Source organism: Myxococcus sp. CA023 (assembly GCF_010998615.1).
Taxonomy (GTDB): domain Bacteria; phylum Myxococcota; class Myxococcia; order Myxococcales; family Myxococcaceae; genus Myxococcus.
Map to the genome: position 1 here is coordinate 14,311 of NZ_JAAEAH010000010.1, position 14,708 is coordinate 29,018.

12 protein-coding genes are annotated in these 14,708 nt (G+C 68.4%); 8 read left to right on the forward strand and 4 right to left on the reverse strand.

Translation table 11 applies throughout. The features are described from left to right. Window positions 1–6: 6 nt before the first annotated feature. Both F8M74_RS06260 and F8M74_RS06265 read right to left on the reverse strand, forming a co-directional pair. The gene (locus tag F8M74_RS06260) at window positions 7–600 is read right to left on the reverse strand and encodes a Uma2 family endonuclease (protein ID WP_171410445.1); all 594 of its coding nucleotides are present in this window, start codon (window positions 598–600) and stop codon (window positions 7–9) included. Window positions 601–716: 116 nt separating this feature from the next. Further along, a complete protein-coding gene (locus tag F8M74_RS06265; RefSeq protein WP_141258006.1) occupies window positions 717–2,426 on the reverse strand; it encodes an HAD-IG family 5'-nucleotidase in 1,710 nt (569 codons plus the stop codon). 380 nt (window positions 2,427–2,806) lie between these two features. Here F8M74_RS06265 and F8M74_RS06270 point away from each other — a divergent pair, with 380 nt between their 5' ends. The 5 genes from F8M74_RS06270 to F8M74_RS06290 are packed head-to-tail and all read left to right on the forward strand — an operon-like array spanning window position 2,807 to window position 9,082. Next, window positions 2,807–4,903: a serine/threonine-protein kinase gene (locus F8M74_RS06270; RefSeq protein ID WP_216620571.1), complete on the forward strand. Its 2,097-nt coding sequence runs from the start codon at window positions 2,807–2,809 to the stop codon at window positions 4,901–4,903. A gap of 2 nt (window positions 4,904–4,905) precedes the next feature. After that, window positions 4,906–5,571 carry a response regulator transcription factor gene (locus F8M74_RS06275; RefSeq protein WP_171410444.1) on the forward strand — a complete coding sequence of 222 codons (666 nt, stop codon included), beginning with the start codon at window positions 4,906–4,908 and terminating at the stop codon, window positions 5,569–5,571. 27 nt (window positions 5,572–5,598) lie between these two features. Beyond that, entirely contained in the window at window positions 5,599–6,912 is a 1,314-nt protein-coding gene (locus F8M74_RS06280) for a pitrilysin family protein (RefSeq protein ID WP_141258002.1), read from the forward strand. Window positions 6,913–6,941: 29 nt separating this feature from the next. Then, complete coding sequence (locus tag F8M74_RS06285; RefSeq protein WP_141258001.1) at window positions 6,942–8,381, forward strand: pitrilysin family protein; 1,440 nt, start codon at window positions 6,942–6,944, stop codon at window positions 8,379–8,381. Continuing rightward, window positions 8,378–9,082 (forward strand): RluA family pseudouridine synthase, encoded by a 705-nt coding sequence (locus F8M74_RS06290; RefSeq protein ID WP_141258000.1) that lies wholly within the window; start codon window positions 8,378–8,380, stop codon window positions 9,080–9,082. The genes F8M74_RS06285 and F8M74_RS06290 overlap by 4 nt, the downstream gene beginning before the upstream one ends. Window positions 9,083–9,096: 14 nt before the next feature. Here the strand turns inward: F8M74_RS06290 and F8M74_RS06295 are convergent, their stop codons facing one another. Further along, window positions 9,097–10,623: a hypothetical protein gene (locus F8M74_RS06295; RefSeq protein ID WP_163884341.1), complete on the reverse strand. Its 1,527-nt coding sequence runs from the start codon at window positions 10,621–10,623 to the stop codon at window positions 9,097–9,099. A 35-nt stretch (window positions 10,624–10,658) separates the two neighbouring features. Continuing rightward, window positions 10,659–11,378, reverse strand: a complete 720-nt coding sequence (locus F8M74_RS06300) for a hypothetical protein (protein WP_141257998.1) — start codon at window positions 11,376–11,378, stop codon at window positions 10,659–10,661. 30 nt (window positions 11,379–11,408) lie between these two features. Here F8M74_RS06300 and F8M74_RS06305 point away from each other — a divergent pair, with 30 nt between their 5' ends. The 3 genes from F8M74_RS06305 (at window position 11,409) to F8M74_RS06315 (ending at window position 14,638) form a co-directional block, all read left to right on the forward strand. After that, a complete protein-coding gene (locus F8M74_RS06305; protein WP_011553734.1) occupies window positions 11,409–12,224 on the forward strand; it encodes an ABC transporter permease in 816 nt (271 codons plus the stop codon). 41 nt (window positions 12,225–12,265) lie between these two features. After that, window positions 12,266–13,003 carry an ABC transporter ATP-binding protein gene (locus F8M74_RS06310; protein ID WP_141258008.1) on the forward strand — a complete coding sequence of 246 codons (738 nt, stop codon included), beginning with the start codon at window positions 12,266–12,268 and terminating at the stop codon, window positions 13,001–13,003. A gap of 105 nt (window positions 13,004–13,108) precedes the next feature. After that, window positions 13,109–14,638 carry an MlaD family protein gene (locus F8M74_RS06315; protein ID WP_141257997.1) on the forward strand — a complete coding sequence of 510 codons (1,530 nt, stop codon included), beginning with the start codon at window positions 13,109–13,111 and terminating at the stop codon, window positions 14,636–14,638. The last annotated feature ends 70 nt before the right edge of the window (window positions 14,639–14,708 follow it).

Below are 14,708 nucleotides of genomic sequence, written 5' to 3' on the forward strand. Positions count from 1 at the left end.
CAGTTGTCACGGCTGCACGGTGCCTCCCATTCGCGGCGTCCACAACAGGCCCAGGTCCAAGGGGAGGACCTCGAACGGCTCCGCGTTCACGGTGACGTTCCCCGTGAACAACTGGCTCCGGACCCAGTTCGTGGCCCCACGCCGGTAGACCTCCAGGGACTGGCGAACGGGGTCGATGATCCACAGGTTCGCCACGCCTTCGCGGAAGTACAGCGGCATCTTTCGGACCCGGTCCAGGCTTCGCGTGGAGGGGGACAGGACTTCGCACAGCCAGTCTGGCGCAGTGCTTATCCAGGGCAGCTCGGGGTCTGGGGGCTCTGGCAGCCTCTCGCGGCGCCACCCGGCCACGTCGGGCACCACCACATCGCGAGCGAAATGGAGTTCGGGTTCAACCAGGAACCACCAGCTACCAGGACCCTCACGTGAGAGTTCGAAGGGATGCGCGAGGAGGCTCGTCAGCCGGGCAGCAGCGCGCAGGTGGCCATAGGCGGGCCTGGGGGAGGCGTACAGCGAGTCATCGACGATTTCTCCGACCCAGCCGACCGGAAGCTGCTCGATGTCCTCGTAGGTCGCTGGTTTCCGATTCTTGCCCCTGCTCATGCCCACGCCTCGCCGTGAATGGAACCTGTGAAGTCCTCAAGGTAGCACCCGACCTCCAGGGGTGACTACCTGACAGGTTCCCATCCTACGGGAGGGTCTGACACGTCGCCTGGGGCCTACTCGTTCCCGGCGCCCTTCGGGGGGCCTTCGCTGCCCATCGGGGACAGCCGGGCGGACAGGGCTCCGGCCTGCTCGTGGGCCATCTTGTCCCGCGGTGAGCGGTAGTACTGCATGGGCGAATGGTGCAGGAAGTTCGACACCCGGCTCGTGTACAGACAGGCGTACTGCTCCACCTGGTAGCCAAAGCGGCTGTTCTCGTTGCCTTCCTTGAAGAGCAGTCCCCAGTACGGGTTGAAGCCTTCCTCCACGTCCTGCTCGAGCGTGTCCGCGATCTCGTTGGCCTCCTTCAAGGCCCGCCGCATCCGGTCCAGCTCCACCTTCGTCTGCTTGCGGAGCTCCTCCACGCCCAGCCGCTCGTCCGGTGCCAGCTGTTCTCGCTCCAACCGCCGATCCAGGATGTTGAGCAGCGTCTTGTGGTGGTTCACCTCGTCGTCCAGGCGCTCACGGAGCACCTCCACCTGCGACAGCGTTCCAATCTCCTCCTGCCGCGTCGCCGTGTACGTGATTTCGTCCTCAATCTCCTGGACCACCATGCACGTGCGCCACAGCGACGACTTCTTCGACTTCAGGATGTCGCCGTAGATGTGGTCTCCCACGTACAGGATGTTCTCGCCCCGGTAGCCCGTCAGCTCCTCGAATCGCGCCAGGTTGCCACCCGAGTACACCTTGCCGCGCTCCAGCGACGTGGCCTCGCCCACCACGCGGCCTTCCTCCGTGGAGGCATCCAGCTCCAGGAAGGGGTGCGAGTCGGTGAAGAAGCCCGGCTTGCCCGCCGACGTCACCACCACGTCGAAGTAGTTCCTCCAGCTCGGGTACTCCGCGAGCTGCCCATCCAGGAGGTACTTCATCACCGCGTCCGTGTAGTCCCACGCGGAGTTCGTCAGCAGGAACAGTCGCTTCCCACCCGAGCGCAGCTTGTGCAATGCCGGCCCCAGCTCCGGGTCCAGGAACACGTAGCGCGCCAGGTCCTTGCGCACCTCGCGCTTGAGCGAGTTGTCCCGGTGCACCGTGTCGATGGCCTCCCGGATGTCGTCGTACAGCTTGCCGTACTGGACCGTGTGCCCTAGCGACTCCAGCAGCTCGATGATGCCCGCGAACAGGCACGTCTCCGGCAACGCGAACAACGTGTCGTTCCACGCGAACTGCGGGTTGCGCAGCCGCACACGCCTGTTCCGGTACAGCTCACGCGAGACCTCGCGCTTCAGCGGGCGCAGCCCGTGGTACGCGCGGCCCACGTGGCCGAAACGGTCCATCTTCAGGATGTTGCCGTTGACGCGGTCCACCGCCAGGCCGCGCATCACGAAGTGATGGTCGTACAGCAGCCCGCCCACCACCGGCGGATAGCCGTACTCACTCACCAGCTTCGCCAGCGTCATGTCGAACGACAGCTGCTCCAGTCGACGCATGTGATAGATGGCCAACGTGTAATCCATGTCGAAGCCGAACAGTTCGACACTGGCCATGCGCAGGTTGCGGTTGACGAAGATGTCCCGCGCCCGTTGCACCACCACCCGGCGCTCGCGGGGCGACGTGAGCAGCTGCGTGAGCTCCTCGTCGGCGAGCAGTCCATCGGCGCGCTGTGCGGCGTCCTCGGCGCGGGCTCGATTGAGGGGAGAACGGAAGCTCCCGTGAAGCGGGTCCGGCGCGGGCCCACCCGGGATGGGACGGAACGGGGAAAGTGATGGTGCCAAGGGACTCAGACACATAACACGCGTGTGGGTGGCTCGGCTCTTACCTTGCGGGGTTTGGAGCCGGCATGGCACGCTTCGGGATCTGCGATGCGCTCGCCCACCCGACGACAGCCCTCGGAGGCCCCCGAGGCGGTTCAAGCTCGCCTGTCCGCCCGGATCGCCGCGCTCGAAGATCGGGTTCGCCGCCTGGAGGCCCGGTTGCGTCTGAAAGTCGCCGCCGCCGAGCCCGCCGCGCGAAGAACCTCCCAGCGTGTGGCCGAGCGCCCGGCCCGGGCCCGTCCCCGCTGCCCGGGGTGCACGCTGGAGCTGCCGCGTGGCCGCCGCGGTGAGTCGTGCGTGTGGTGTGGTTTCGTCTTTTCCGCCGTCACGCGGCGACGTCCGGCGCGAAAGAAGCGATGACCGCCACGTACCGGCTGACGGGCAAGGTGGAAGGCGGGGAGCTGGCCGAGCTGTATCAGGGCATCGAGCTTCCCGGCATCCCCGTGGTGGTGAAGCTCTTCCACCCCAGGACGTCTGATCCGGCCTACGCCCATGACCTGGCGGAGACGACGCGGCTGCTCCAGCCCGTGCGGCACCCGGGCATCCTCCACGTCGTGGACCTGGGCGTCATCCGCCAGCGCCTGGCCGTGGTCCGCGAGGACGTGGACGGCTTCACCCTGGGCACCGCGCTTCAGCGCCTGCACTCCAAGGACGTGGTGCTGCCGCCCACCGTGGCGCTCCACATCATCATCCAGCTCCTGGAGGCCCTGCATCAGGCGCACGAGGCGGGCGTGGTGCACGGCGCCATCACCCCGGGCAACGTGGTGTTGTCGCATGACGGTCTGCCCGCGGTGTGCGACTTCGGCGCGCTGCGCGCCCTCATGGCCGTGCCCCAGCTGCGCAAGTCGTTTGGCCACCGGGGCCGCGGCACGTACCGCGCGCCGGAAGTCACGCGGGGCGATCCGCACTCCGCGCAGTCGGACATCTATTCGCTCGGTGCCATCGCCTACGAGCTGCTCACCCAACGTGAGCCCGTGGTGCCCGGCAGCGGCGGGGTGTCCACGCGGCGCAGCGAGGCGTTGCCGCCGCCCAGCCGCGTGGACCGGCGCATCAATTCACGGCTGGATCCGCTCATCCTCCGCGCACTGGATCCCACGCCCCAGCGCCGCTTCCGCTCCTGTGGCGAGTTCGCCACGTCGCTTCGCAATCAGCTCGCGGCCAGCGGCGGCATGCCCTCGGTGGACGACGTTCGCCGCTTCGTGCGGGAGCTGTTCCCCAACGAGATGAGCCTCGTCAGCTCGGGGCCCCCGCCGTTCAAGGAGCCCTTCACGCTGGAGCCCATCTCCGGCGCGGAGATGGACGACCTGCGCGCGGAGGAGCTCGAGAAGTCCGTGGTTCAGCGAGCCCCATACAGCCGCGCGCTGACCGAGGACGAGGCCAACGCGGAGACGCAGCAGGCCTCCGAGCCCGCGTTCGAGGAGTACCGCCCGGAGCTGTACGAGCGGGACGTGGCGGACGTGGCCACGCGGGTGCGAGCACCCTCGCGCGTGTCCGCCTCCGACCCCACCTCCGCGCCGGGGGAGGAGGACACCGGGCCCGCTCCCGCCGGACCGCTGGAGCAGGGGTGGGAAGCGCCGCCGGGCGCCGCTCCGCCGAAGCCTCGCCGCCAGCAGTCGTCGGTGGGGGGAGGGAGCGGCCACACCCGCATCGGGCGAAATCCGCGCCTCAAGGTCGTGGAGGACTTCTCCGCGCCCGAGCCGCCCGCGGATGACGAGGGCTCGGTCTCTGTCTCCGCGCCAGGTCGCCGCGGTGCCCGGATCCGCCGCGCCCCCGCGGAGGCCAAGGGGCCCAAGACGATTCCGGACGTGTTGCCCGCGGTGCAGCCGGCCTCGGCGCGAGCACGTGACGACATCGCGATGCCGCCGTCCGATCCGGCGTTGCCTTCGACGTCCGACGTGCACCGGCGCCTGATGAGCGCGGAGCAGCGGTTGTCCGTGGCCCAGCACCGGTATGGACGTCGGTTGGGCATCGCGGCGGCCATCGCCGGGGTGGGGTTGATCACCTTCCTGGTGGCCGCGTGGCAGCTCGGTGGTGATACCGCACCCGCGCCGGAGGAGGCCCCGCGGGAGGCGAAGGCCGAGGCCGCCCCCGAGGGCCCACCGCCTGCCATGCCCATCGCGCCGCCGCCGCCGGTGCCGGCGCGTCCGCCGCCGCCCGCTCCAGAAGCCGCGTCGCGAGGGGGCGAGGAGGACGAAGACCCCGAGCCGAAGCCTCCCCCGAAGTCTCAGCGCGCGTATGTCACCATCACCACCAATGTGCCGGCGACCGTCTACGTCGACGGCGCGCGGCTGAGCCGTCGTACGCCCCTCAACCGATACCCCGTCAAGATGGGCACCCGGCGCATCAAGCTGGTGTCCGTCGCCACCGGTGAGCCCAAGGAGCTGGACCTGCGCATCAAGCGGGGGCAGCACCTCAAGGTCCTGGTGGACTCGTTCACGTCTCCGAGGCGGTGACCATGGACCCGACCCGCATCTTCGTCGTCGAGGATCAACCCCAGCTCCTCAAGAACCTGGTGAAGGTGCTGGCCACCTTTCCCGAACTGGAGGTGGTAGGCACCTCCCAGGAAGGGGAGGCCGCGGTGGAGGACATCGTCCAGCTCCGCCCCCAGCTCGTCCTCCTGGACCTGGAGCTGCCCGGCATCAACGGCATCCAGGTGACCCAGCGGGTGAAGCGCCGCGCCCCGGAGGTGGAGATCCTCATCCTCACGTCCTTCGACGACGAGACGAAGGTCTACGAGGCCATCCAGGCCGGGGCCTCCGGCTACCTGGTGAAGCGGGTGGGCCCGGAGAAGATCCGCTCCGGCATCCAGGAGGTGATGGAGGGCGGGACGGTCCTGGAGCCCATCATCGCCAAGCGCTTCTGGAACTACTTCCAGTCCGTTCAGGCGAAGTCCACCCAGGCGGAGAAGAAGCCGGAGAACCCCTGGGCGCTCACGCCGCTGGAGTTCGAGGTGCTGCGCTACGTAGCCAAGGGCCTGTCCAACGCCGAGGTGGGGCACGTGATGACGCTGGAGCGGCGGACGGTGCGCACGCACCTGTCGCATATCTACCGGAAGATGGGCGTCAACTCTCACGTGGAGGCCGTGGTGATGGCCTTGCGTGCGGGTGTCGTGGATCTATAGCCACGCTCTGGTTAGGTTCGGGGACCTATGCCCAAGGCTTCCCCGAGCAAAGTACCCACTCGCGTGGCGGATCCCGCACTCGAGTCCCTGTTCGACGTCCACGAGGCCACGCTTCCCAACGGCCTCCAGGTGCGGTTGCTCGCCAACCACCAGGCTCCTGTTGTCAGCCTCTACACCGTGTTCCAGGTCGGCAGCCGCAACGAGCGGCCCGGCATCACCGGCATCAGCCACCTGTTCGAGCACATGATGTTCAACGGGGCGAAGAAGTACGGCCCCAAGATGTTCGACAAGACGCTGGAGTCCAACGGCGGCCGCTCGAACGCGTACACGTCCACCGACCTGACGGTGTACTACGACGACTTCTCCGCTGACGCACTGGAGACGGTGTTGGACCTGGAGTCGGACCGGATGCGCTCGCTGCGCATCTCCCAGGAGACGCTCACCAGCGAGCGCGAGGTGGTGAAGGAAGAGCGCCGCGTCCGCGTGGACAACGACATCTTCGGCATCATGGACGAGGAGCTGGGCACGCTCGTCTACAAGGCGCATCCCTACCGCTGGCCTGTCATTGGATGGATGGCGGACATCGAGGCCATCCGCCGCGAGGACTGCCAGGACTACTTCCGCACCTACTACGCGCCCAACAACGCGGTGCTCTACATCGTCGGGGCCATCGACCCGAAGAAGACGCTGGCGCTGGTGCGCAAGTACTATGGGAACATCCCCAAGGGCCCCGCGCCCGCGGCGGTGCTCAACTCCGAGCCCGAGCAGAAGGGCGAGCGCCGCGCCGAGGTCCGCCACCCCGCGCAGTCCCCCGCGCTGATGCTGGGCTTCCGGGGCCCGGCCGCGCACAATGACGACACCTTCGTGCTGGACGTCATCCAGTACGTGCTGACGAAGGGGGAGGGGAGCCGGCTGATCCGCTCGCTGGTGTACGAGCAGAAGCTGGCCGTGTCGCTGATGCTCGACTGGAGCTGGCGCATCGACCCGGGCACCATCCTCTTCTACCTGGCCCTGAAGCCGGACTCCGACCCGAAGAAGGTGGAGGCCGCGCTGTACGCCGAACTGGAGAAGGTCGCGCGAGAGGGCATCACCGAGCGCGAGCTGCAGAAGGCGCAGAACAACCTGCGCTCGGACCACCTGCGCGAGCTGGCCACGAACAGCGGCCGGGCGCATGCCCTGGGCCACTACGAGGCGCTGCTCGGCGACTGGCGCCGGTTGCTGACGCTGCCCTCCACCTACGCCTCCATCACCAACGACCAGGTCAAGGCCGTGGCCGCGAAGTACTTCGCGCCCGAGCACCGCTCCGTGGTGACGCTGGTTCCCGCGCCCACCGAAGCCTGAGCCTGGTCCGTACAAGGAAACCTCCCGATATGGCTTCTCGTAAGAGCCCCTCCCGAAAGTCCCCCGCACGTCCGGCGAAGCGCGCCGGCGGCAAGGCCCCCGTCGCTCGCAAGGCTTCGCCGAAGCGCGGCGCGCCCCGCGCCACGACGAGCGCCCTCACGCTTCCCACGCTGCACGAAAGCACCACGTCCAGTGGCCTGAAGGTCATCGCCGCCGAGCGCGGGCCCCTGCCCATGGTGTCCGTGCGGCTGGTGATTCGCGCGGGCAGCGCCACCGACCCGGATGGCAAGCACGGCCTGGCGGACTTCACCGCCCGGCTGCTGCGCCGGGGCACCCGCCGTTTGAACGCGCAGGCTATCGACGAAGCGGTGGAGTTCGTCGGTGCCAGCCTGGGCGTGGGTGTGGGTGAGGACACGCTGTCGGTGGCCCTCACCACGCCGTCCGAGCACTTCGTGCAGATGCTCGGCATCCTGGGCCAGTTGGTGCGCGAGCCCACGTTCCCGCAGTCCGAAGTGGACGACGCGCGCGAGCGCGAGCTGGCGCAGTTCGCCAATGACCTGGACGACCCGTCCATCATCGCCGACCGCGCCATGGTCCGCGCGCTCTGGGGCAACCACCCCTACGGCCACGACGTGGGCGGTTCGTCGAAGACCGTGAAGACCTTCACGCGCGATGACGTGGTGCGCTTCCACCAGGAGCGCATGGGCCCCAAGGTGTCCATGCTCATCGTGGTAGGCGCGGTGGAGCCTCAAAGTGTGGCTGCCGCGGCGGAAGACGCCTTCGCTGATTGGACGGGAGGGCCGGATGCGCCTGTGGCCATTCCCGCGCCGGAGCGCATTGCCCTGGGTGGCCGGGTCATCATCGTGGACAAGCCGGACCAGACGCAGTCGCAGGTGCGGCTGGGCGGCCCCGGCATGCGCATGGGCCATGAGGACTATTTCCCGGCCACGGCGATGAACATCGCCCTGGGCGGCGGATTCACTTCGCGCCTGATGAACGAGATTCGCGTCAACCGCGGCCTCACCTATGGCGTCAGCTCGTGGTTCGACTCGATGAACGCGGCCGGCGTCTTCGCGCTGTCCACGTTCACGAAGACGGAGTCCACGCGCGAAATCATCGACGTGGCCCTGGCGGAGATTGGCGGCGTCCGGGAGAAGGGGCTCAAGCCCCGCGAGCTGGCGGATGCCCAGGCCTACCTCGCCGGCCTGTACCCGCTGCGGACGGAGACGAACGAGTCCATTGCCGGAAGCATCGCCGAGGCCCGCCTGCACGGGCTGGGGGATGACTGGGTGGAGCGGTTCCGGGACCGGCTGCGCGCGGTGACGCCGAAGGAAGTCGTGGCCGCCGCGAAGAAGTACTGCTTCGCGCAGGCGCCCGCCGTGGTGGTGCTGGGCAAGGCGGCCGCGGTGAAGAAGCTGCTCAAGGGCCTGGGCCCCATCACCGTGGTGCCGGCGTCGGAGTACGAGTGACGGACGTCCGCATCCTCTTCGAGGGCGGTGGCGTGCTCGTGGTGGACAAGCCGCCCGGGATGCTCGTCATTCCCGGGCGCGAAGGCGGCCCCTCGCTGCGGGAGTTGCTGGAGACGCAGCGGCGCCAGAAGGTCTTCGTGGTGCACCGGTTGGATCGGGACACCTCGGGGGCCCTGGTGTTCGCACTGGACGCCGCGGTGCACCGGGCCCTGTCGGGAGCCTTCGAGACGGGGAAGGTGCGCAAGCGCTACGTGGCGCTGGTGGAGGGCCGGGTCGAAGCGCCGCAAATGGTGGATGCGCCCCTGGTGGCCGGCAGGAAGGGGCGCATGCGCGTGGCTCGGCCTGGGGATACGGAAGCCAAGGCCTCGCGCACCCGCGTGCGGCCCGTGGAGACCTTCGAGCGTGCGTCCCTGGTGGAGGCCGAGCCTCTCACGGGGCGGACGCACCAGATTCGCGTGCACCTGCTGTCCCTGGGGCACCCGCTGCTGGTGGACCATCAGTACGGCCGCGAGGCGCCGCTGACGGAGAAGGACCTGGGCGGGGAAGGGGACTCGGTGGTGCTGTCACGCACGCCGCTTCATGCCGCGCGTGTGGAGTGGCCTGCCCTGGCAGGTGTCGAGGCACGCGCCGTGGAGGCGCCCGTGCCTGAGGACATGGCCCGTGCCCGCGAGTTGCTGCGGGCGTCCGTCACTTCACTTTGAAGCCCAGGGCCGGTTCACGGTTCGAACCGCATGCCCAGGTACATCGCGAGCCCGCCGAGCTGACTGTCCAGCCAGGGCGTGTGCACCGGCGCCCAGGCGCCTCGCGCCTCCGCCAACGCGCTCCAGCGGCCGAAGCGGTGGGCCGCTTGGAGGGAGACGAAGCCCATGCCGGAGACTCTGCTCTCTTTCACTTCGCCCTGGAATTCGCTGGAGAGGTAGTGGTGGAAGGGGACGGGACCGGCGCCTGCCCGCCCGTGGAGGGAGAACGCGCCACGGCGGAAGAACTCCGCGCGAACGGAGAGGAGCAGGGGCAAGGCCAGCACCTGCGAGCGGACCGCTCCGAGCGCCTCTACCGGGCCACCGTACATGGCGGTGCGGGCTCCGACTTCCAGCTCCGCCGCGATGCGGTGCCTCCACCAAGGCGTGAGGACCGAGACGCCCACACCGCCTGATGGACCGGTGTTGGCGCCACTCGCGATCACACCTCCCGCGAGCAGGAAGAACGAACTCCGCCAGGTGTCGACCGCCTCGGATGCGCGCGGGGTGACGGACGTGGACAGCACGGTGACGTCGGCCTCGGTGTGTGATGCGTGCGTCTGGTCCCGGCGGCGGACGCGCACCTTCACCCGCTTGGCTCCGGAAGCTGGAACGACGCGAACACGCAGCACATCCTGGGCATTGGCTCCGACGTCGGCCGAGTGGGGAGCATCTTCCGTCGGAAACGTCTGTGCTGGCGGAGCGGAGCCGCTTCTCGCGGGGGCCGTCCGCGTTGCCGCATCTGACAGAGGCCCCGTCGTCCGCGGGTCCTCAGAGGTCGGGGCCACCACCGCTGACGTCGGCATGTCCTCATCGGGAGGAGCGACCACCGCGCCTTCCGCCACCATGTCGACGTCACTGGCGCGCAGGGGCGCTTCACCCGCCATCAGTAGCCAGCCTCCCTCCACCACGGGCAGGGCAGGCGGCGCGAGTGCCGCGGCCAGCGGCGAGTCCGGTGGCGGGTCCAGTGGAACGGCTGCATCGGTGCGAAGCGTCCCTCGCGTGGCCAGCACTCGCGCCTGCCGGACGCCAGGAGGGACTTCGACAGGCACGCGAGCCTGTCCCCGGGCGTTCGCCCGAACAGGGCCGAAGCGACGATTCGCGACCTCCACCTCGACGCGCGCGCCCGCCGCCGTGGTGACATCGAGCTCCGTGAGTCCCACCAGCGGCAGCCGCACCACCGTCACCGGGGGCGGCGCGTCCGCAGTGGGAGCGTCCGTCCAGAAGAGGAGCACGGCCACCTGTGGATAACGCACGGAAGGAGGCCGCCACTGGAAGAGGCGGACAGCACCACGCTCCACGCGGTTCGAGGCGAAGGTGCCCGTGGATGCCGCGGCGTGGAGGGTTCCCGTGCCGGCGGGGACCTGGACCTTCAACGTCACCGGGGCATCGGTGCCGAGCACGATGCGCTCGGGCGACCAGGACACGGTGACGTCAGGCTCGGCCGCCAACCCCGCCACCGGCATGGCGAGGACCATCAGGAGGGGCAGCGCGCGCAGTGTCATCGTCCGTGCCCCTCCTGATGGATGTGCGGCCCCGGTCAATCCTCCGACGCGGGGGGCGGCTCGGCGCCGTCAGCGGGCGCCGGCTCGGCGCTGTCACCGACGGGCTGGGGCTTGTCCGCGGGGCCGGTCACCTGCCGGCTGGGCGGGTTGAAGACCGGCTTCTCCACCGGGCCGCCACCACGGCCGTGCACCAGCGTCTTGGTGTCGGTGCGGAAGGTGATGTCCACCTTGTCGCCGCGAACGGCCGACACGTAACCCGTGCCAAAGGTGGGATGCTGGATGACCTGATCCACCTTGTACGTGTCCTTCGGGCTGTAGCGGGGCGCGTTGGCGACATCCTTTCCAGCGAGCTGCTCCTCGAAGGAGATGATGACCTTCTCCGCCTTCGCGGACGCGCTGCTGCTGGAGGACGAGCGCGTGGTGCGCGTGGTGCGGGTGGTGCTGGACGAGGGACGATCCGTCGCACCAGGCGCCGCGCGATAGGCGTGGTCTCCGCCACACGTGTTGCAGCGCACCCGAGCAATCTTCGTTCCCACCATCGCCAGGATGGTGTGCGCGAGAGTGAGCTTGCAGCGGGTACAAAGCGCATCCACCTCGCCGCCGACCTTATGAGTTGCCATGTTCGTTCGTCTGTTTCTCTGCCCGGCAGGGGACGCCGCCGGGCATGGGAGTAAAGGGGCGCGGAACATAACGGCATCGCTTCCAAGGGAGGAAGTGTCTTCGTCGCTTGCCTCCCCGGGCCTTGTGCCGGCCACCGTGCCGCCATAAAGAGTAGCCCCGAACGCATGACCACGCAGACCCCCAGCAAGCCGGCACGCGAGCCCGGGCCCTTCACCCAGGCCGTCACGCGCTTTGGCCAGGGCCTCATCGACATCGTCAGCACCCTGGGCGGCATCATCACCATGGGGCTGGACGTGTTCCGCTGGAGCGTGCGGCGCCCCTTCCGGCTGGTCAACCTCTTCGCCCAGCTGGATTTCGTGGGCGTCGGGTCCATCTTCATCGTGTCGCTCACTGGCACGTTCACCGGCATGGTCTTCGCGCTGCAGACGTCCACCGCCTTTCAGCTCTTCGATGCGGAGAGCCTGGTGGGCCCCACGGTGGCGCTGACGCTGACCCGCGAGCTGGCGGCCGTGTTCTCCGCGCTAATGGTGACCATGCGCGCGGGTTCCGCCATGTGCACCGAGCTGGGCACCATGCGCGTCACCGAGCAGGTGGACGCGCTGGAGACCATGGCCGTCAACCCGGTGCAGTACCTGCTGGTTCCCCGGGTGCTGGCCGGCCTCTTCATGGTGCCGGCGCTCACCATGCTCTTCAACACCATGGGCATGGGCGGGGCCTACGTGGTAGCCGTCGGGGGCCTGGGCATCTCCCCCGGAACCTTCCTCTCCCGGACGCAGCAGTGGCTGGCGCCCGAGGACATCTTCCAGGGCCTGCTCAAGGGCGCCGTGTTCGGCCTGTCGGTGTCCCTCATCTGCTGCTTCAAGGGCTTCAACGCCTCGGGCGGCGCCAAGGGCGTGGGGCAGGCCACCACGGAGGCGATGGTGGCCAGCGCCCTGTCCATCTTCATCCTCGATTTCATCCTGGGCATCCTCTTCTTCTGATGTCGCCCCCGGCCTCCAACGCTCCGGCGTCCGGCACGCCGATGATCCAGGTGGTCGACCTGCACAAGACGTTCGGCGACCACAAGGTGCTCACCGGCATCAACCTCACCGTGCCGGCCGGCAGCACCTGCGTCATCCTGGGCGGCTCAGGCTCCGGCAAGACGGTGCTGATGAAGCACATGATTGGCCTGCTCAAGCCGGACCGCGGCCAGGTCATCATCGACGGGGAGGACATCGTCCCCATGGGCGTCGAGTCGCTCCAGAAGGTGCGCAACAAGTTCGGCATGGTGTTCCAGGCCGCCGCGCTGTTCGACTCGATGACCGTCTTCGAGAACGTGGCCTTCCCGCTGCGGGAGCACACGAAGGATCCGGAGGACGTCATCCGCCAGAAGGTCCGCGCGCGGTTGGACCTGATGGGTCTGAAGAGGGACGTCGAGGACCGGTTCCCCGCGGACCTGTCCGGCGGCATGCGCAAGCGGGTGGGCCTGGCGCGGGCCATCGTCATGGACCCGAAGGTGGTGCTCTATGACGAACCGACCACCGGCCTGGACCCCATCACCACGGACTACGTGGACGAGATGATCCTGGCCGCCCAGAAGGAACTGGGCGTCACCAGCGTGGTCATCAGCCATGACATCTCCTCCGCCTTCAACGTGGCGGACCAGATTGCCTTCCTCTCCAAGGGCGTCATCGTGGCCAGCGGTTCGCCGGAGCAACTCCGCGAGGCGGATCACCCCGCGGTGAAGGTGTTCCTGGAGACCTGGTTCGGGAAGAACTGACCGGGGCTGAGAGCGGCGGTAGGGCGGGTGGCCCCAGGAAAATGTGGCACTCGGGATGCAAAACGTTAGAGTCGCGCCGGCCGGTCGCGCTCGGAGTCACATCAGGTGAAGAAGCTCGTCACGCCCTTCCGTGTGGGCCTGCTGGTCATCGCGGCGGGGGCTTTTTTCGTCACCTTCGTCCTGTTCGCTCGCAAAGGTGGTTTGAGCGACAGCGAATCCACGAGGGTGTGGGCCTATTTCCGGGATGCGTCCGGCCTCGCCGTGCGTGGGCGCGTGCAGATTGCCGGTATCCCGGTGGGCGAAATCGACGGCATCTCGCTCGAGGGGACCCGGGCGAAGGTCTGGTTGAAGATCCGCAACGACGTGGACCTGCGCGAGGACGCCGTCGTCACCAAGCGCTCGGAATCGCTGCTGGGTGACTACCTGCTGGACCTGAACCCCGGCACGGAGGGCGCTCCCAGCCTGGAGACGGGTGGGCAGATCCGCCGCGTCGTCGACACCCAGGGCATGGAGGCCGTCTTCGAGTCGCTGTCGCAGATCACCGCCGACATCCAGGAGGTGACGGGGGCGCTGCGGGAAGTGCTCGGCGGTGAGCGTGGTGCAGGGTCGCTCCAGCGCATCGTGGAGAACCTGGTGCGGCTGTCGGACTCCGTGGATGCCACGGTCCGGCGCAACGCGGACCGCCTGGACACCATCGTCGGCAACGTCGAGGCCATCTCCGCGGACGTGCGCGGCATCACCCAGGGCAACCAGGCGGAAATCACCCGCATCATCGACAACATCGAGTTCATCACCCGCGACGTGCGCCAGGTGCTCGGCAGCGTGAAGAACATCGTGGGCACGGGTGAAGGCGACGTGAAGGAGACCGTCGCCAGCCTCAAGGAGACGCTCAAGAAGCTGGACGGCACGCTGGGCAACCTGGAGGAGATCACCCGCAAGGTGAAGGACGGGGAGGGCGCCGCCGGCGTGCTGCTGGCCGACGAGGCCGTGGGCCGGGAGATCCGCGAGACGGTGCAGGACGTGTCGCGCTTCACCTCCCGCCTGACCGACCTCCAGGCGGAGATTGGCATCCAGAGCACCTACCTGGCCGCGCAGGGAAATTCGAAGAACGTCTTCTCCGTGCGGCTCATCCCCAAGCCGGACAAGTACTACCTGCTGGAGCTGGTGGACGACCCTCGCGGCAGCGTGACGACGGAGGTGTTGCAGACGAACCCGCCGTCCGAGGGCGACCCCGTCGTGCAGACGCGGAAGGTGACGAAGGAGAGCCTCAAGGTCAGCGCGCAGTTCGCCAAGCGCTGGTACTTCACCACCCTGCGCGTGGGCCTCATCGAGTCCACCGGCGGCGTGGGCGCCGACCTGCACTTCTTCAACGACGCGCTCCGCTTCCAGGTGGACGCCTTCAACTTCGCGGACGACGAGCTGCGCTACCCCCGCCTGCGCGCCAGCCTGCGCGCCCAGCCCCTCGATCACCTCTATTTGATCGCCGGCATGGACGACATGCTCAACGCGCAGCAGCGGGACCTGGCGACGCGGCGCCTGGTGGCGGGCCGCGACTTCTTCGTGGGCGGCGGCCTGTTCTTCACGGATGATGACCTGAAGGCCATCCTCACCTTGACAGGCATTCCGACGCCCTGAACCCACCGCTCGGTGCTTGACGGAAAACAGGAAACGACGTACCCGGCATGGGCACGGGGCCCAGGGGAGC

Excerpts from the sequence above, each read along its gene's own strand:
- F8M74_RS06260 (WP_171410445.1), bottom strand. The coding sequence starts at position 600 with ATGAGCAGGGGCAAGAATCGGAAACCAGCGACCTACGAGGACATCGAG.
- F8M74_RS06265 (WP_141258006.1), bottom strand. The coding sequence starts at position 2,426 with ATGTGTCTGAGTCCCTTGGCACCATCACTTTCCCCGTTCCGTCCCATC.
- F8M74_RS06270 (WP_216620571.1), top strand. The coding sequence starts at position 2,807 with ATGACCGCCACGTACCGGCTGACGGGCAAGGTGGAAGGCGGGGAGCTG.
- F8M74_RS06275 (WP_171410444.1), top strand. The coding sequence starts at position 4,906 with ATGGACCCGACCCGCATCTTCGTCGTCGAGGATCAACCCCAGCTCCTC.
- F8M74_RS06280 (WP_141258002.1), top strand. The coding sequence starts at position 5,599 with ATGCCCAAGGCTTCCCCGAGCAAAGTACCCACTCGCGTGGCGGATCCC.
- F8M74_RS06285 (WP_141258001.1), top strand. The coding sequence starts at position 6,942 with ATGGCTTCTCGTAAGAGCCCCTCCCGAAAGTCCCCCGCACGTCCGGCG.
- F8M74_RS06295 (WP_163884341.1), bottom strand. The coding sequence starts at position 10,623 with ATGACACTGCGCGCGCTGCCCCTCCTGATGGTCCTCGCCATGCCGGTG.
- F8M74_RS06305 (WP_011553734.1), top strand. The coding sequence starts at position 11,409 with ATGACCACGCAGACCCCCAGCAAGCCGGCACGCGAGCCCGGGCCCTTC.
- F8M74_RS06310 (WP_141258008.1), top strand. The coding sequence starts at position 12,266 with ATGATCCAGGTGGTCGACCTGCACAAGACGTTCGGCGACCACAAGGTG.